General features: G+C 43.0%; 17 protein-coding genes. 8 read left to right on the top strand and 9 right to left on the bottom strand.

Features of this window, described 5'->3' with window-relative positions:
* Positions 1 to 231: 231 nt before the first annotated feature.
* The 6 genes from V7K50_RS24465 to V7K50_RS24440 all read right to left on the bottom strand — a co-directional run bounded on the left by V7K50_RS24465 (position 232) and on the right by V7K50_RS24440 (position 4,622).
* A complete protein-coding gene (locus V7K50_RS24465) occupies positions 232 to 702 on the bottom strand; it encodes a PAM68 family protein (RefSeq protein ID WP_334964597.1) in 471 nt (156 codons plus the stop codon).
* Positions 703 to 713: 11 nt separating this feature from the next.
* A complete protein-coding gene (gene rpsO / locus V7K50_RS24460; RefSeq protein ID WP_334800097.1) occupies positions 714 to 983 on the bottom strand; it encodes a 30S ribosomal protein S15 in 270 nt (89 codons plus the stop codon).
* Between the two features lie 108 nt (positions 984 to 1,091).
* A complete protein-coding gene (locus V7K50_RS24455; protein WP_334964595.1) occupies positions 1,092 to 1,487 on the bottom strand; it encodes a hypothetical protein in 396 nt (131 codons plus the stop codon).
* A gap of 1,061 nt (positions 1,488 to 2,548) precedes the next feature.
* A complete protein-coding gene (locus V7K50_RS24450) occupies positions 2,549 to 3,316 on the bottom strand; it encodes a circadian clock KaiB family protein (RefSeq protein WP_334964593.1) in 768 nt (255 codons plus the stop codon).
* A gap of 111 nt (positions 3,317 to 3,427) precedes the next feature.
* Positions 3,428 to 3,688, bottom strand: a complete 261-nt coding sequence (locus V7K50_RS24445; protein WP_334964591.1) for a hypothetical protein — start codon at positions 3,686 to 3,688, stop codon at positions 3,428 to 3,430.
* A gap of 271 nt (positions 3,689 to 3,959) precedes the next feature.
* Positions 3,960 to 4,622, bottom strand: coding sequence for a HEAT repeat domain-containing protein (locus V7K50_RS24440; RefSeq protein WP_334964589.1), 663 nt, complete (start codon positions 4,620 to 4,622; stop codon positions 3,960 to 3,962).
* Positions 4,623 to 4,624: 2 nt separating this feature from the next.
* Between V7K50_RS24440 and V7K50_RS24435 the strand changes: the two genes are divergently transcribed.
* The 6 genes from V7K50_RS24435 to V7K50_RS24410 all read left to right on the top strand — a co-directional run bounded on the left by V7K50_RS24435 (position 4,625) and on the right by V7K50_RS24410 (position 9,832).
* A complete protein-coding gene (locus V7K50_RS24435) occupies positions 4,625 to 4,900 on the top strand; it encodes a hypothetical protein (RefSeq protein ID WP_334964587.1) in 276 nt (91 codons plus the stop codon).
* 155 nt (positions 4,901 to 5,055) lie between these two features.
* Positions 5,056 to 5,592, top strand: a complete 537-nt coding sequence (locus V7K50_RS24430) for a phycobiliprotein lyase (protein ID WP_334964585.1) — start codon at positions 5,056 to 5,058, stop codon at positions 5,590 to 5,592.
* A gap of 409 nt (positions 5,593 to 6,001) precedes the next feature.
* The gene (locus V7K50_RS24425) at positions 6,002 to 6,631 is read left to right on the top strand and encodes a chromophore lyase CpcT/CpeT (RefSeq protein WP_334964583.1); all 630 of its coding nucleotides are present in this window, start codon (positions 6,002 to 6,004) and stop codon (positions 6,629 to 6,631) included.
* Positions 6,625 to 6,963 (top strand): CpeR family transcriptional regulator, encoded by a 339-nt coding sequence (locus tag V7K50_RS24420; RefSeq protein WP_334800039.1) that lies wholly within the window; start codon positions 6,625 to 6,627, stop codon positions 6,961 to 6,963. Before V7K50_RS24425 ends, V7K50_RS24420 begins: the two co-directional genes overlap by 7 nt.
* A 502-nt stretch (positions 6,964 to 7,465) precedes the next feature.
* On the top strand, positions 7,466 to 8,473 hold the full coding sequence (locus V7K50_RS24415; protein WP_334964581.1) for a phycobilisome rod-core linker polypeptide: 1,008 nt from the start codon (positions 7,466 to 7,468) through the stop codon (positions 8,471 to 8,473).
* 459 nt (positions 8,474 to 8,932) lie between these two features.
* Complete coding sequence (locus V7K50_RS24410; protein WP_334964579.1) at positions 8,933 to 9,832, top strand: M23 family metallopeptidase; 900 nt, start codon at positions 8,933 to 8,935, stop codon at positions 9,830 to 9,832.
* A gap of 213 nt (positions 9,833 to 10,045) precedes the next feature.
* Here the strand turns inward: V7K50_RS24410 and V7K50_RS24405 are convergent, their stop codons facing one another.
* Entirely contained in the window at positions 10,046 to 10,837 is a 792-nt protein-coding gene (locus tag V7K50_RS24405) for an SAM hydrolase/SAM-dependent halogenase family protein (protein WP_334964577.1), read from the bottom strand.
* Between the two features lie 248 nt (positions 10,838 to 11,085).
* On the opposite strand from V7K50_RS24405, the gene V7K50_RS24400 reads away from it, so the two are divergent.
* Positions 11,086 to 11,916: a zinc-dependent peptidase gene (locus tag V7K50_RS24400; RefSeq protein ID WP_334964575.1), complete on the top strand. Its 831-nt coding sequence runs from the start codon at positions 11,086 to 11,088 to the stop codon at positions 11,914 to 11,916.
* A 316-nt stretch (positions 11,917 to 12,232) separates the two neighbouring features.
* On the opposite strand, the gene V7K50_RS24395 is transcribed toward V7K50_RS24400, so the two are convergent.
* Together V7K50_RS24395 and V7K50_RS24390 are read right to left on the bottom strand one after the other, a co-directional pair.
* The gene (locus V7K50_RS24395; protein WP_334964573.1) at positions 12,233 to 15,790 is read right to left on the bottom strand and encodes a beta strand repeat-containing protein; all 3,558 of its coding nucleotides are present in this window, start codon (positions 15,788 to 15,790) and stop codon (positions 12,233 to 12,235) included.
* A 320-nt stretch (positions 15,791 to 16,110) separates the two neighbouring features.
* Positions 16,111 to 16,311, bottom strand: a complete 201-nt coding sequence (locus tag V7K50_RS24390; RefSeq protein WP_334964571.1) for a hypothetical protein — start codon at positions 16,309 to 16,311, stop codon at positions 16,111 to 16,113.
* Positions 16,312 to 17,247: 936 nt separating this feature from the next.
* Here V7K50_RS24390 and thiD point away from each other — a divergent pair.
* A complete protein-coding gene (gene thiD, locus V7K50_RS24385; RefSeq protein ID WP_334964569.1) occupies positions 17,248 to 18,081 on the top strand; it encodes a bifunctional hydroxymethylpyrimidine kinase/phosphomethylpyrimidine kinase in 834 nt (277 codons plus the stop codon).
* Positions 18,082 to 18,317 lie beyond the last annotated feature (236 nt).

Below are 18,317 nucleotides of genomic sequence, written 5' to 3'. Positions count from 1 at the left end.
TTGCCTATTGATTGGCCTAATTACGAGTAGTTCAAAATAAAATTTGTTTACAAAATAAATAGACAAAACATAGCGCTCAGTCAGTAGTTTTACTACTAAATAACTGGATATGGGGTATCAAAAAGATTATATGATTTTAATTAGCAATGTTGAAGTTATGAGATTTCAACTTCAACATTTATTTCTTCATTTACCCAATACCACAGTTACCTGATACCTGAGCGCCGTTCATTATAAGTTTTTTTGCCGAGTTTCGCGCCAAACTTCCACCATTCGTCCCCAATTGGTGTTAAATTCACCCAAACCCAGCAAACTGCCGACTTTTTCTTCATCCCAAGAGGCAGAGAGAACGCCATAAGTTATCCCTAAGACCCCCAAACCAAATAATCCCATATTCACCAATAACACGGCGATGGGAGGTAATTGGATGTCGGAGTAGATAGCAAGCAGATAGCTAACAACCAGGGCGCTAATGCCCAAAGCTGTTGGTACACCACAGAACACAGCTACCCGTCGGATCATCCGTTGGCTGATTACTTGGGGAATTGCCATCTCTTTTTTAGTGTAAGACGGCTTTCTTTCGGTCTGTTTGGCTGATTCTTGTGGCTGTGCTGCTGGTTTACTTTGAGTTTTTGCGGGTTTTTGGCGCTTTTTGTTTGGTTCAAAGGGCAAGGGACTGCGTTCAGATTCTTCACCAGACATAAGCGGTAATCCTATCCACGAATACCGAGGCGAGCAATCAAAGCTAGATACTTTTCCCGGCTTTCTTGCGATATATAAGCTAGAAGACGCTTGCGCTGACCAATTAGCTTCAACAGTCCCCGGCGGGAAGAATGGTCTTTTTTATTTGCCTGGAGATGTTCGCTAAGGCGGTTAATGCGCTCAGTGAGCATGGCAACTTGGACATCGGCCGAGCCAGTGTCGGTTTCATGAACTTGGTAGGTGGAAATTATTTCTTGTTTCCGCAGTTGCGTCAGGGCCATGATCGATTCAGTTTCTAGTTTTTCTAAATGTATGTAGCAGTCTCCCATAATATCACAGCCCTCAAGCTGGATGTGGAATCATCTGGAACTGCCTTTAGGGGTTCTACACTATTTAACTGCTGAGAAATTGTAATTCCCAAAACTTCCGAGAATGGATGAGAATGACCCACCTATCCGCAAGACTGCTCCAGTCTGTGAAAGGTTTCCCTCATAGTATTGAATAGTCGTACCGTTGCTGTTTATACGTGAAAATCCAATATTGCCACTGAAAGGACAATAGAACCCTTGAATTGAATCTGTTACAAAAATTGTCCCGTTGATGGGTCGGCAATTTAAAGTGCTGCTCGGCTGATTGATTACCAAAGTCCCGGCAGACTGATTTGCTGCCACAGACCAAGTTCCTGCTACGCTGATTGGCCAACCATCCGCACGCGCTGCACTAGTCCAACAAAGTGTACTCAGACAGGCAGCGATCGCAGCACTATTTTTCAAGTTAAAATTCATCAGATTCTTCCCAAGAAAATTCTTTATTTAATTTGGTTTTTCTACCAATCTAAGTAAGATAGATCAACTGGTAATTCAGCGATAGACTTAGCATCTTCGCTGCAACAAATCTTGAGGAATTAAACTCCACATTAGCGCTATTTTATATCTCTGAAGAGAGGAAAATAAGATGCTGACCTTGAATCTTTTTCAAGGCCTTGCTTTATTAGTAAACTCAACAAATTCTTGCTTGGAATCAAGCGCGGATCTGACTTTTCACGGGATCAGAAAAACCTCTCTCTAAATCTCTCTCCTAGAAGGAGAGAGACTTTGAATTTTCCCCTTCCCGGGACGCGACGAGTTGGGGGTTATGGGGTTAGGTCAATCGTTAGCTTTTCCACATAACGTGAAAAGTCAGACCCCGGATAAACTAGGGTTTAAATATTATCTAAGAGGACGTTTGAAAAGTCCTCCTATCGGTAGCAAAAAGTTTTAGATCCCCCTAAATCCCCCTTAAAAAGGGGGACTTTGATTCTTCCCCCTTTTTAAGGGGGGTTAGGGGGGATCAGTAAGTGCGTAAAATTACAGCCAACCACTTTTCAAACAACCTCTAATGAGAGTAATAAAAGAGCTTGGTTTTAAAAATCGCGTTTCAATCCCTAATAGGGATTTTAGTTGATTGCAATGCAATTCAGATATTCGGGAAGATGGGCAGTAACAAGTTTCAATCCCTAATAGGGATTTTAGTTGATTGCAATGCACCTTACGTTATTGTTTTGGATGAATGGAATGAGTTTCAATCCCTAATAGGGATTTTAGTTGATTGCAATGGCTGGCGTCCGAAAGCCGTGTGTTATTTGGTTTTCAAGGTTCAATAGCGCGAATGCGAAAATCATAACATAGGGAGTGGCAATTGTGCCATCTGTAAATAGCTGAAAGTCAGTCTACATAAGGTGCGCGGATGGTTTAAAGAAGCTACAGCCCTGAAATCCTTGTAAATAGGGCAATCTAACCATTTTTGTAGTCACCCATTTTTCAACACCTACCCATTCGCGCACTTGGCAAAAAACTAGTCTGATGACTTAAAGTTTTTCCTTAGCAGCTAACATCTGTAAAATCTTTTCTACATGATCCAACTCTCCAACGATTCGGCGAATTGGGTGAGGCCAAACTTTGACAAGGGTGGGAGTTGCAGAAACCTGATTGAGTTCTGCTTGTTCTGGATGACTTAAAACATCAATCACTTTTAGAGTATAAGGGTGTCCGAGCGATCGCTCTAACAATTCGTGTAGATTCTGAAGGATGTGTTCGGTAGTACTGCTATGTCCTGCAACAAACAAGCGGAGTACATAGCCTTGTAAGATTGCTTCCTTTTTTTGGACTATAACTGGCTGATGGTATTTTGGCACAGGTTCAGAAAGGTCTAGACGGACAATTAAATCGTGATCCTCCCAAAGCTGCGGGAATGACGAACGATAAGTTGTTAACACCATGCGATCGCACAAACCCTCTTGCCAAGGAGCTGCTTGCCATACTAACTCCCCTGTGCCAAAAATGGCATTAAGCAAAGCTTGATGTCTAATTACAGCCGGATAAGCTTCAGCAAAAGTTCGCACTTGTTGAGTACGCGGATCTAACCAGTTGTCAATAGTCGCAGTATAACAAGGCACTAAAAAGTGCGGTGGCTCTGGCAAATCTAAGATTTCTTGCAAAGCCGAACACAAATGCAAATGCCATCGCCCTTGCTTGCTAGGGTCGATGCAATAAATTAAATCTCCTCCAGGTGTAAATAGCGCAATGCCTTTAAACAACTGGGGTGTAGATAGTTTGTTTGTCGTCAAGTTATTCACAAGGTTAGGAAGCTAAAAGTAAAAAATTCTCTCTTTATACCTTTTACCTTAGCTATAACCACAACCAGGATGAGCTAGAAAATTGAGAATCCATTCAAAATCTCGTAAATCTCATAAAGGCTGCCAATTCTTTTTCAGGAGGGCTAAAAATGTGGCGTATCCTTCGGAAAAACCAGGCGGATCAGGTAGAACATATTGTGGAAGCTCTTTATACGATCGCCAAGGTTCCGAAGCATTATGCCGCAAATGTAAAGCACATTCTGAGGAACCTGGTAGTCGCCAAGTCAAGCAGAAGGGTGTGGGGGGTAGGGTGTAGGGTGTGGGGAAGACGGCATTGGTCGGGGCTTGAACCCCCACCAATGCGTTCGTCATTGAAGGACGGGGCTTGAACACAAGAGGTTGTTGGGGCTTATTTCTCTCACTACACCCCACACCCCAATACCTGCAACCCCACCCCAACGGGGCTGGTCATTTGACCAGTTTGTGTATCAGTCACAAATGCCTCCCTATCGGAAAAAAGTTGCTTTTTTCTTCCAGATTTTGGCAGATTAACCGGATATTTTTGTCAAATTTAAGGTAAAATAAGAGACTACCTAATTGCTGAAATAGGTTTGATCACAATATTCCAAACAAAGCCACACCGCTATTGTGGCAACAAGTCTTCTAAAGCAGCTCCGACAACTCGGTGATCCTCATCTTGTCTGAGTTGGTTCAGGGCTGCTTTGGCTTCCGGCTCGTCAAATCGTTTCAGAGCATAGCTAACTCGCACGCGCATCCGCCAAGATTCAACATTCACCAAGGTTAGTATTTGCGATAATGCCGCAGGATGTTGGTTAGAACTAGCTAGGGCGCCGAGTCCATCAACAGAGGATTCCTGAACTGTAAAATCTTCATCTTTTAAACCCTGAACGCAGATATCAAATAGTTCTTCAGGGCAATCCATTTCGGCGATCGCAGCCAAAATACTCCGTCGCACTAGCCAGTGGTCATCCTGATAAAATGCCAGAACTAGATGAGAAACTGCGACTCTGCCAAATAGCGATAAAGAATTTGCCGCTTCAGCCCGCACGTTGGGGGTATCATCAAATTTCATAATTTGCATCAAAGCAGCAAAAGATTCTGCTGATTGTTGATTACCCAAACCCCTTGCAACAAAAGAACGCACCAAAAATTCTGAGTCATGAAGTTTACTTGCTAGTAAAGGAACAGCAACTTCTGACTCATAATTATCGAGGGCTGCGATCGCCTTCAGACGATATTGAAAATCTGGGTTCTTCAGTTCAGCTTGGATTTGATGGATTTCCATAGGTGCATTTGGTACAGCTATTCTTTACTTTATTTTACAGATGTCACCAAATAGCGATCGCATTCTCAGAATATTGGGGATTGGGGACTTGTACTGAGCGACTTGTGCCGAGCATCTCGACTTCGCTCGATGGAGCCGGAGCCGAGGTAAGCCGAAGTATTGGGGATTGGTTATTCTCCTCATCTTCCTCATCCCCCTCATCTCATTTAACAAAATTTAACAACTATGGTTTCGGCATCGTATCAGAATATGTAAAGGTAAACGATACAAAAACTTAAAATCATCAAGGCTAATAAGAATTTAAAGTCTTTATGTCCTCTCCTTTGTCACAATGATGTTGTAGTGAAGGAGGCTAGCATATAGACTAAGAGAATAACATTGTAGCCAAGCTATCTCTTGGATTTTAAGCTACTTTTTAAGAATCACTTTTCTAATGGAAATTACTGAATTTTTTGAACTTTCAATTGGACGATGGCGATCGCAGCGTAGCGGTCATCATTTAGCGTTTGCCCACTTTGAACAAGTGCTGTCTAACATTGATATTGAGTCTCTATCCACCGACGATCCGGCGGTACTAGCAATCTGTCAATTGTATGACACTGACCGCGCCAGTATCACCCACCCATTTCGGATGACTTGGGAAGGTGAGTCAGACTGGGATGATAAACCAATCTCAGGTAGTACTGTGCTGGTGCCAATTCCCGATATCAAAAATCCTTCTAGAGGTAAACTGCTGCGAGACAAGGGATATGCCGAAACAATCCCAGCAGTGGCTAAATATCATCTGAGTGACGATGGTATTTTTACCCTGCTTACAGAGTATGAACTCGCTGCTGCTGAAGAGCGAATTTGGTTTGCTACCCGAAATCTGCGATTTCGGGTAGCGACGATTAAAACCAGTGATGGTAAAGGCGTGACAACAGCTTCCTTTTCTTCAGAGATTCGCTCTTTGTCAAGTTCAACCATGTGAACTACTCAGACCTGCCTACGGAACCGAGTCGTAGCTCTCCCAATTCATCGGGAACAGCCTCAAAAACTCCGCAGTTTTTTTGGTCTGACATTCCCTCCAAGGGCAGGAGTCCTGGTTCCCAAGACCCAAATCTTTTACCCTGAGCGAAGCCGAAGGGTTTTCTTGCAACATATACCTATTAGCTTGGTTTTCGCTTATGGCATTGATGGTCAAGACATTGAGTATCTTACCAGAAAATCCTGGGGATTCGTCATCCATCCAGAATTTGTTTTTACTTGGTAAAAACAAATTCTGGATGCAATCCTCAACCCCCGCTATTCATCCCCATCCTATGAGTACATTGAGGGTGGGGACTTTCGCGTACCGTTAACAATATCAATTTTGAATTTTGAATTCGGAGTGAAGCGACGTGACGATAGCGCCCAGCGAATCTAGCACCAACGCTAGCGATCTGCTCACCTTAGCCGGTTGGATGGCAGGAGATTTTAGCAACTACAAGCAATCTTTTGCAAATCCGCAACTTTACGCCCACATTCACATTTATTTTCGTCCTTTACCGGTTGAATTTTTTTCTGCCATCGGTTTTTATTCTGAACAAGTCTACGATCACGATTTATGGACACCCTATCGCCAGGGAGTACATAGACTAGTCGATTGTGGCGATCGCATTTATATCGAAAATTACAGCTTAAAAGACCAAATGCTTTATGCAGGTGCCGCTCGTGAATTAGATATCCTCAAAACCATCACCCCAGAAAGCATCCAACGACGTTATCACTGTTCAATGGTTTTCCAACGAGAAGGTGAAATGTTTCGAGGCAGCGTAGAACCAGGCAATCAATGTCTGATTAAGCGCAATGGATGCCAAACATATCTTGTCAGCGAAGTAGAAATAACCGAGCATACTTGGATAAGTCTAGATCAAGGTATGGATATTGAAACCCACGAGCAAATCTGGGGATCAAAAGCTGGCCCTTTGCGATTTGAAAAACGGAAAAGTTTTGCTGATGAATTACCTGTGGTGAACACATTATGCTGATTCAGCTTGAATCTTTTAAAAACAAAATGTTACCTCCACAGGCTGAAAAAAAAATGCGCTGCTGGATTCGCAGCCGTCACTTGATTTGTTCGGGTAATTTTTTTATATTCGAGACACTCGAATATACGACCATTGAGAGATTTTCTGAATGTGTTGCTTCTTTAGGAGGAACAGTAATATCCGTTGACCCCATTAATAAAATTTGGATGGGCGATCATCGCCAAGTTATTTTATATCAGGCAAAAGCTAGTTTACATACACCTCATCATACTTTGAAACAATACTGGATAAAATACGGTGGTTTCTACACTCGATTTGATGAGCGTGCTTAAGAGTTCCTATCCGGCGGAAATTCTGATGACAAGGGTCTACACTCTAATTCAAAATTGAATTTTGAATTTTAAATACTCCCTAAGGGGGTTGACGGCTAATTGTTAATGTCTAATTGCTAATTTTTGATCATGATTAGCTGTTAGTTATTAACAGTTAGCCGTCTAAGTTTGTTAGAAAATGTAACTAAAAAAGTCCCCACAACTTGATAACTTAATAGAAGACTCATAATTTGATTTTTGAAATACACGTAGTGGCGTGTTATGCCGTAGGCTAACGCACCAAAATATTCCTTTGGTGTGTGACGAAAGCAATAACACAACGCCAGTCCGATCAAGTCGGGAAACCCACCAACGCGGCTGGCTCCCCTACATATATTTAGATTTTTTCAAAAATCAATATCCAGTAATTAGTAAATCTTGAATAGGGTGTGTTATGGCTTTAACCTAACGCACCATATTTATCGCGGTGCGTTTAGCCACTCCTACCCACACTAACCCAAATATGCAGACCTTCATAAACGACGAAACCAGACAACGCCAATATCAAGCATTTCCCCAAACAGAACCCATCGAACTGTGGACTACTGCTTCAGATGATGACATTGAAGTTGTAATTCGAGCAGTTTATCGGCAAGTGTTGGGTAATGCCTACATTATGGAAAGTGAGCGGCTGATTGTTCCAGAATCCCAACTTAAGCAAGGCATAATCGATGTCCGTGAGTTTGTGCGTCAAGTTGCCAAATCAGAGTTGTATCGCTCCAGATTTTTTGATAACATTTACCGCTACCGCGCTATTGAATTAAATTTCAAGCACCTGCTGGGGCGCGCTCCCGATGACTACTCCGAGACGATACAACACAGCAACATTTTAGATGAGTCAGGTTTTGAGGCGGATATTGATTCTTATCTTGATAGCGACGAGTATTTAGATGCCTTTGGGGAGAACATCGTGCCATATTACCGGGGTTATAAAACTCAAACTGGCCAAAAGATATTGGAATTTAGCAATATGCTGCAACTGCTGCGGAGCAATTCTAGCAGCGATAAGAATCTCGCAACGAATAATAAACCTCAACTGGTGCGATCGCTAATTACCAACACTCCTTACGGTAAAATCAAACCCACAGATATTAGTGCATTGCTAGCTCAAGTGTTCCAGCCCAAGGCAGAAGAAGCCGCTCCAGTTAATACATTTATTGCAGTTCGCACAGCAGCCGAACAAGGCTTGCAGCAAAAGATTCAAGAGCAAGAAAGCCAGATTGCAACTTTGCAACAAAAACTAGCAGACTTACGACCCTTTGCCAGCATTGGGACAAGCAAATTTAGTAGTAGTTGGCAGTCTTCCAGTTCCGTTACCACCACAGGCGAATATACATCTTTGCAACAGCAAGTTGACGCCCAAGCAAAACAGATTTCAGCTTTGCAAGAGCAAGTTGGTGATGCTCAACGGTCTGCCACAATTGGAGAAGCCCGGTTGAATAAGTGGCGCAGTCGCGTTTTTAATGGCTAATTTCTCTACAGTTTATAGCGGTTCTCAGTTGAGTGCAATACAGACCTAACCCCCAGCCCCTTCCCTAGAAGGGAAGGGGAGTAATATTCAAAGCCTCTCTCCTTTTAGGAGAGAGGTCAAACTGTATTGCATCCAAGCGAGAACCGCTATAGTTTTGTTGGATGCGTTGGGTAAGCTTAACTCACCCAATAGCGGTTCTCAATTGCATAAAATATAGACCATTTGTAGGGGCAATTCATGAATTGCCCCTACTGTATATTAGACATCTGCTAAAAATGAATGTAGAGACGTAGCAGTGCTACGTCTCTTCTGGATAAGGCATATTGAATTTCTGGAGATGTATACTACATCCAAACGAGAACAGCTATATTTTATTTCCTGATACTTTGTGAGTTAGCTTGAAACAACAAATAATCAGAAAGTCTCTGAATTATTATTGTTTTAATAGACTTGCAACTTATGAAAAAAGCTAGCGTTTATCAATACTGCACTTATGGACTAATTGGGTTAATATCCTTAACCACCGTATTAAGTACAGCAACACCTGCCCTAACACAGTTAGCAGACGATTCCCCAATTAGGCAAACTCCTATCCCTGCTTCTAACTTAATCTGGCCAACTCAAGGGTTTATTTCTCAAGGCTTCCGCAAATATCAACATGAAGGAATTGATATTGCCGGAGCATCTGGAACTCCGATTGTTGCGGCTGCGTCCGGTACAGTTGTCAAAGCGGGTTGGGATGATTGGGGATTAGGAAATGCCATAACTATTAAACATCTCGACGGCAGCATTACAGTTTATGGCCACAATCGCCGTTTGTTGGTGAGCAAGGGTCAAGAGGTCATTCAAGGTCAAATTATTGCCGAGATGGGATCTACAGGCAATAGCACAGCTCCTCATCTGCACTTTGAAGTTCATCCAAATGGTCGAATAGCAGTTGACCCCCTTAGTCTGTTGACATCCTTAACTGCAAGTGTTAACTCTGGTTCGAGAGTTCAGCAAGTGCATAACCCAAACCGCCCAGTAGCAAAGCAAGTTTCACCTTCACAGCCAATTCCAATAGGTTTTGCACATGTAAGCACTGATACTAAATGCAATGGAATTACCATCATTGAAGGTGAAACTACAAGCACTCGGATAAAAGTCTGTGAAGAAAAGGGTCAGTTATTTTATATTGGACAGTTAAAGCAAGATCCAAGTCAGCCGATAAAGATACAAGCTTTGAATATTGGTAAAAGCAGATATCGAGCAGATAATGGTAGTTTTTATTATTTAGTCAGCCCTAAAAAAGTGGAAGTTTGGCGAAATGGTAGTCAGATACGTTCTGACAGTTTTTATACTTCAATCAAATCGCCATAAAGTATTGGGCGAGTAGAAATCCCTACTTTTTAGGGACTTCCAAATAAAAAAATATCCCAAATTTTCTATTTTCTAGTGGGATGGGTGTCCCCACCCGTCCCATATTCAGGGCGGGGTGGGGTTCTCTGGGTTTAATAAGTAATCAAGCAGACATTAGATTTCGATAGTATACCTAGAAGCTCACACTCACCGCTTGCGGTGAGTGTGAGTAATTCACGCAATTTGAGTGACTTGCTGATTCACACGGGGACGGCCAAAGCGCTCCCAAGCACTCCCTCCTCGCAGAAACAGCTCTAGGAAGCGCAATGGCTCTCCTGAATCGCCTCTTGACCAACCAGAACTACCAGGAGCAAAGGCTAAAGTTCCTTCAGACACCTTGAAGCTGCCATCAGAATATACTGCATCACTGACCACATCTCCAATTCGGATTACAATCTTGGTTTGAGGCTCGAAGTTAACTGTATGTGCCCCAATAGTTGTTTTGATGTTGCCGTAGCCATCAATCCAGGCAATTCTATCTGGTGGAACATCTGGGATTTGCTCAGAAAAAAGACTGTCTCCTAAAAGGCTAAAATCTTCGCCCATAATGGCCGCCGCAGCCGGAGGAAACACATCCCGTGAGCGAAACTGCGAGCCACCACGAGAAACGTTGACCACTCGCAACTCCTTTGTATAGTCTTTGATAAAGGAGAGAGTGTAGCCCGCATTCACTCCCACTACTTTTACACCATTGGCTAAAAGGGCATAAGTTAGTCCTTCGCCTTCATTATCCCGACGGGCTTCGGGATCATCCTGACGAGGCGCACAGTTATGATAAATTAAGCGATCGCTAGGGCCTGGGTTAAGTCCCAGTTGGGCAATCCAGAATCCCGTTGCCAAAGTACTAAATGCTGGAACCGAAAGCAAATGAATTTGGGCATCGGGAAAAGCCATCAGCAGACGTTGTGTGACTTCAATAAATGCCGGATCTCCTGTACCGTAGTCTGCAATGACGCAGATAAACATTTTGCTCCTCCTTGCTTAGGGTAGTAATTTGCGGCAATGGGTGGCGTTCAAACTCCCCGGTGAACCTGTCTCATCATCAGTCTAGGTGTGATCTCAACTATATGTAAGATTTCTACATAACATTGAGCGCAATTTTCCAGCAAAAAGATGCTGCAACCATAACTTCACTTTTTAACGAAGAATGCAACTAACTCCAGACAGATTTTCTGCTTAACAGTGACTTAAATATGTAAACTGCTCAAAAGTCAATGATTCAAACAATAGTTGTCTTTCTGATCCTTGGGCTAATTATAAGCGCGATTTTAGTCAATCCTATTTTAGTCAAAAGGCGAAGAAATCGTCTTAAACATCGTCCTTTTCCCCCACTTTGGAATGCCATTATTGAGAATAATCTTCCCATTTATCCCTGTCTTTCTCCCGATGAGATCAGACGACTTCAGGGACATATTCAAGTGTTCTTAGCAGAAAAGCAATTTATTGGCTGTAGAGGATTACAAGTGACGGAGGAAATGAAACTGACCCTTGCTGCTACCGCCTGTTTACTCCTACTGAATGAACGCGGGCAGTACTTTCCCAGACTTCGTTCAATTCTGGTGTATCCCAATGCTTATTTTGTTCAGGAAACGAATTCCATCGGAAATTATGTTGTTGAAGAAAGGCGTGTGGCAAGACTGGGGGAATCGTGGACAACTGACCAAGTAGTAGTGTCTTGGGAACAGGTAAAACAAGACACTACTAACTGGAGGGATGGACGTAACGTTGTGCTTCATGAATTCGCCCATCAGTTAGATCAAGAAGATGGTAAAGCTGAAGGAGTTCCTATACTGCAACGCAACTCAGACTATCTTATTTGGGCGAATGTAATGACAGAAGCATATCAGCAACTTTGTAATGATGTTCTACAAGGTGTAAAAACGGTAATGGATAGCTATGGCGCAACGAATCCCGCAGAATTTTTTGCCGTAGCGACTGAGACATTTTTTGAAAAACCGCACCAATTGCTGTCCAAGCATCCAGCACTTTATGAGCAATTGCAACGTTACTATCAATTAGATCCTGTCCGAATGGCACTAAGTTAAGATACAGCCCTTGCCCTGACTGCTTCCCAGCCTGGAGGGTGGGAATCCATTCCCGGAGGCTCCGCCTTCTCTTTCTTGACCAGAGGCAGAGCCTCTCAGAATTCGTTCCCAGCCTCCAGGCTGGGAACGAGGCGACATAAGTCTTTGGCCTTTCAACTGGGATAAGAAGTAACAATTTTGCAATTTAATGGCAAAATTGTCGGGGCGCAATATGTTTGTTTATTCTGCCCCTATAGATGTGGTCTATTTAATTGAAAACCTTCTTGAAAGTGGATTCATATTTTGATTAAACTTTCACTCAGCTGACCCGACCCAACTATGCTTGAATAATGAAGTCGGAGGCAGTAAGAGTGGGCGCACCAGTCAGTTGTGCAAATTGACCGCCACTGCCCAAACCAGCAGCGCTACCATTTTGATTGTATAGTAACTGCCCAGTTACAGAGTCGTAGACAATCACAGCATTGCTAAGTGCCCCTAAACTGCTGATTTGAAAATCACTGGCGTTACTAAAACCCTTTCCCACAACAGAAGTAATAGCACTAAAGGTATTCTTAGCCAGGATAATCTTGTCACCTTGAGAGTGGTTGAAGTCAGTGATGGTATCAATACCCACAGCAGCGCTAGTAAAGGGAGCATTGGTGTTGTAGAGGAAAGAGTCAGCACCTGTACCACCCACAAGAATATCATTACCTGGTCCACCAATGAGAAGATCATTGCCAGCACCGCCCCGCAGCAGGTCGTCACCACCACTGCCATTGATGGTGTCATTACCCCCTTGACCATTAATCACATCGTTGGAATTGTAATAACCACTGATGTTATTGTTCAAGTTATTCAGGAACGTGACGCTGTTTGCGGTGGAAATATACGTTGGAGTGTAGTTGGCATTAATCACATCAAAGCTTTTGCTAACACTAGCTTCTCCGTCAAATAGGATATTACCGATGGCGGGTCTTGTTGTCGATGCGGCTAAGTTCTCTAAGTTTTCTAAGTTAAAGTTTTGCAGAGTGACTTTGGTATTACCCACACCTTCAAAGGAGACTTCTAAATTGTTGCCATTTTGAGTTAATTGCAGATTTCTTGCAGTCAAGTCCGGCCCAATAAATTGCAAAGTGTCTACTTTGGCAATCACCGCAGCCGAAGGGTTTGAGTTAGTACCTACACCACCAAAGTCAGCGATGCTGTAATTGCCATTGCCTCGTCGAATAGTAAAGGTGTCATTGTGGTCAGTGCCCTTGAGAACTTGGATTGCCGAAGTAGGAGCGGGTTTAAGTATGCCACTAATAGCAAAGTCAAAGGGGTTTTCATTACTGTCGTTGTTGTTTAAACTGAGGCTGCCACTATAGTTGCCAGGTGTAGTAGCACTCAACGCCACTGATATGGTGGTGGAAGCATTGGCAGCCACGCTCGTAGGTACAGTTCCTACCAAACTAAATCCGTTGGGAAGTTTGAGATTACTCAGGTTGAGTGCGGCTGTACCAGTGTTATTGATGGTAAAGGTTTTGGTCAGAATGTCACCAACGGTAGTGTTGCCAAAGTTAATGGCAGTAGTGCTGCCATCTGCAATGTCAACTGTACCATTGAGAACTTGGATTTCTGGAACCGGAACGGGTTTAACTGTCCCACTAATAGCAAAGTCAAAGGGGCTTTCATCACTATCGTTGTTGTTTAAAATGAGGCTGCCACTATAGGTGCCGACTGTAGTGGCATCTAACGCCACTGATATGGTGGTGGAAGCATAAGGAGCCACACTCGTGGGTAGAGTTCCAACTAAACTAAATCCGTCGGGAAGTTGAAGATCACTCAGGTTGAGTGCAGCTGTACCGGTGTTCTTGATGGTAAAGGTTTTGGTCAGGGTATTACCGACAATGATTTCGCCAAAGTTAATTGCAGCACTACTGCCATCTGCAATATTAGCTGTGCCATTGAGAACTTGGATTTCTGGAACCGGAACGGGGTTAACTCTGCCACTAATAACAAAGTCAAAGGGGCTTTCATTAGTATCGTTGTTGTTTAAAATGAGGCTGCCACTATAGGTGCCGACTGTAGTGGCACTCAACGCCACTGATATAGTGGTGGAAGCATTGGGAGCTACGCTCGTCGGAAGAGTTCCAACTAAACTAAATCCGTCGGGAAGTTGAAGATTGCTCAGGTTGAGTGCAGCTGTACCGGTGTTCTTGATCGTAAAGGTTTTGGTCAGGGTATTACCGAGAATGATGTTGCCAAAGTTAATGGCATTAGTGCTGCCATCTACAATGTTAGCTGTGCCATTGAGAACTTGAATTTCTGGAACCGGAACGGGTTTAACTGTGCCACTAATAACAAAATTAAAGGGACTTTCATTAATATCGTTGTTGTTTAAACTGAGGGTGCCACTATAAGTGCCGACTGTAGTGGGGTTGAGTACTATCGATATCGTGGTAGAAGCATTAACAGCGATACTCGTTGGAAGAGTACCAACCAAACTAAATCCATTGGGAAGTTGAAGATTACTCAGGTTGAGTGTGGCTATACCAGTGTTTTTGATGGTAAAGGTTTTCGTCAGGGTATTACCGACAATGATTTCGCCAAAGTTAATAGCAGTAGTGCTGTTATCTACAATGTCAACTGTACCATTGAGAACTTGAATCTCTGGGGTGGCAATGGTGCTGCGGGGTGCTTCGTATGCGCCAATGTCAATCAATGCAGCGCCATTTCCATCACCATCCTGGGGAATGTTCGTACTGATGCCATTGAAAAGACTGGAACCAGCATCAATCGCAGCACTTCCAGGTTTGAGTCTAAAGTCACCATTCGCTGCATCAACAAACAACGGATCTTGGTTTAAAATATTTCCTGATCCTGTGACGTTAAAAACTCCGTTGTAAGCAAGGTTATTCTCGAATGTAAGTAAGTCAGACTTATTGTTGGAAATTACAGACTCTCCCTGGCTTCCATACAGAATATTGTTATAGACTCGAACATTTTTAGCACTGTTAAGGAAAATTTCTCCGTATGTAACTACTTGTGAATTTTGGTAGATTGTATTATTCACAATATCTACAGGGTTTTCGCCTTTTAAAATCTGAATACCTGCCCCACCATTGTTGTAAGTTAAGTTGTTACTGATTAAGACTTTACCAGTGTAAGCAACACCTCCAACATAAGAAGTGTCAAGCATTATTCCATGACCCTCGGTTATTTTTCCTGCTACATACCAAGGAACTAATTGTTTATTATCAAAAGAGGTATTACCTTGAATAATTACCTTGTAATCTGTTGTATTGTTGTCAGAGTTAGCAAGGTTAACCATTGTGATACCTTGTGTACCAAAAGGGGAGTACCAAGAATTTCCAGAAACGACATTGTTTTCTATTGTGATATAGTCTGCTTTTGTTGTTGCAATCCCGCCTCCTGGAAAGTTAGAAACGTTGTTATTCTTAATTGTGATATGAGTTGAAAGTTGATTTTCATTATCATCGCTGTACGTAATGTTAATACCATTTCCAGATGTTGCTGAGTTATTCAAATTGTCTTTTTGCTCAAGGGCGTAAGCTAGTGTAACATTATCACGATTTCCTACCAATGTTAGGCCTTCTATTGTTATGTATGTCGAGCCTGTAATTGATATAGCATTCCAATTGTTTCCCTTTGCTTGTAAAACAGGTGTCTGTCCAGGTAGCGCCATAAATGTGATCGGCGCATCAGCTGTACCCTGCTTATTTGCAATACTCAGGATATGGGCGTAAATTGAGGTGTAAGTACCATTCATGACGTAGACAGTATCACCTGCCTTCACCAAGTCTCCAGCTTGTTGGAGGGTCTGAAATGCAGATCCTTGTTGCAAGCCATTATTTTTATCATTGCCTGTTTCAGAAACGTAGTATGTAGTCATAGGTTTATTCCAAATGTGTGTAAGGGGAATTGGTAGTACACTCTGAGCAAGTTTCTTCAGCTGCTAAGTAGTTATTTGAATAGGTCATTCGTCTGGACTCTTCAAGACAGTCACAGTTGTCCGATCGCAACTTGAAATCGCGTCGGTTATAGAAACACTGTTGTAAAACTGAAAGATTTTCTTCTGTCAACCGTTGATGGTTAAACTAGGGATATGAATACTGTCAATCGTCAGCGTTTTGTTGAGGCTGATCGGACGATTGGCACGTAGACAACGCAGCAGAAAGCCGGAGATGTTTCTTATCTTCTCTGAGCTTGTTGTTAGACATCATAGCGATTGCCATAACGGGAGTCGAATTGAATGGTATCTTCATCTATAGCAACGGCGTCGGCGTAGCCCGCACTTCGGCTCCTTTCGACTTCGCTCAAGGCAAGTCGCTCAGTGGCCGTCGTAGACATCGCTGCTCTTTGTGAGCTAGCTTTACCATCTGCTATATTCAATACAGTGATTATATTTGGCATGGTAATTCCTCTAAACTTTATCCTTTGTCTTAGGTCAGGAGATTGCCAAATTGCATGGTAAAATACACCCCTGGCTAATAACTGGGGACTTAAAGTTACAGTGGTCAAAGTTAAATTTGTTGAAACTTTAGTCGGTTGATCCCTTAACTTAAGGAGACTAATGTAACAACTTAGTCAAACCTGTTATGAGCGGTGTAACTGAGCCTTGTGAACTTAGTCAAAAGTAACCTTTACAAATAGCACTTGATATCAGTAATACCCCGTAATCTAGTAAAATTTTTTACAACAAATTCCAAAAACTTATGGAAGTGTTGTGGTGGAGTCCTGTTAATTTTCAGAGTTCTATGGCAATGGAGAGCGCTTTGTGCGAGGATTTGATGAAGTTTCTCTAAATATTTTGAGGACTAGTACCGCAGGGCGTAAATCCAGCTACCATCTCAATTAACTAGATAAGTAAGGGCAATTCATGAAAAACTCCACCCACTCTTAGGATGGAGTTTGCCGCCGCTTTCAATGAATTCCCCTATTCAATCGCCTTGTTAAAGTTAAGTAAAGTTCCTACTAGTATTTTTTACTCAGCACTGGCTCAAGCCTAGCTATCCGCTAACAGCATTTTTAAGTCAGGTTTGCCGTAAATGTTTGTTGTTGCGAGCAGCCACCAGGGAAGAGGGTTTTAGCCGAATGGCACTAAGAAAACCCCAAAGGCTTGTGTCGCCTTGTTCCCAGCCTCTAGGCTGGGAACGAATTCCGAGAGGCTCTGCCTCTGGTCAAGCCACTGGAGGCGGTAGCCCTCCCAGAATGGGTTCCCAGCCTCTAGGCTGGGAACCAGTGAGGACAAGGGCTGTATTTTAACTTAGTGCCATTCGGTTTTAGCCTAGTTCATCAATATTTGAGATAGTTTGGTTTGATTGCACCAACTTACTTAATCTTCATAATATGAACACTGAAATAAACTCTAGGGTACCTGTTGCTTTAACTATTGCTGGTTCAGATAGCGGTGGCGGTGCAGGAATTCAAGCTGATTTACGCACCTTTGCTTTTCACTGTGTCCACGGTACTAGTGCTATAACTTGCGTTACGGCACAAAACACTCTAGGAGTGAAGAGGGTTGATGCTATGGCAAAAGAGTCTGTTGTGGCGCAAATTCAGGCGGTAGTTGAGGATATTGGCGTACAAGCTGCCAAAACGGGAATGTTGCTCAATCAGGAAATTATTTTTGCTGTTGCCCAGCAGGTAGAAGCTTTACAAATCAATAATCTAGTAGTTGATCCAGTAATGGTGTCACGTACAGGGGCACAATTGATCGATGATGATGCTGTGAAGACTCTGTGCCATGCCCTGATTCCCAAGGCGGTTATTATCACGCCCAATCGGTATGAAGCCCAGATTTTGAGCGGGTTACAAATTAATTCTTTGGAGGATATGCAAGCTGCGGCTGAAATTATTCACAAGAATTCAAAGACGAAGGCTGTTTTAGTCAAGGGTGGAGGTATGCGGGGAGATTTGCGTGGCGTTGATATCTGGTTTGATGGGGATAAGTTGGAAGTTTTGACTTGCCAGCAAGTAGAGACAAAAAATACCCACGGTACTGGTTGTACACTATCGGCTGCGATCGCTGCTAATCTGGCTAAGGGAAAAGACTTGTGGCAATCAGTGCAGCAGGCAAAAGAGTATGTGACTACTGCACTCACTTACGCCCTAGATATTGGCAAAGGGCAAGGTCCCGTGGGACACTTTTTCCCATTGCGGAGACTGGGGACTGGGGACTAGGGACTGGGGACTAGGGACTAGGGACTGGGGACTGGGGACTGGGGACTAGGGACTGGGGACTAGAGAAAAGTTTTCTTAATACCCAATGCCCAATTCCCAATTCCCAATTCCCAATACTTCGACTTACCTCGGCTCCGCTCGGCACAAGTCGCTCAGTACAAGTGCCCAATGCCCAATTCCCAATACCCCAATAAAAAATCTTTGCCCTTTGGGTATTTTTCTATTATTCTTGGGCA

It is taken from the genome of Nostoc sp., from assembly GCF_036917135.1.
Taxonomy (GTDB): domain Bacteria; phylum Cyanobacteriota; class Cyanobacteriia; order Cyanobacteriales; family Nostocaceae; genus Nostoc.
The sequence above is the reverse complement of the archived record's forward strand: the minus strand, read 5'-3'. Positions and strand labels throughout refer to the sequence as shown.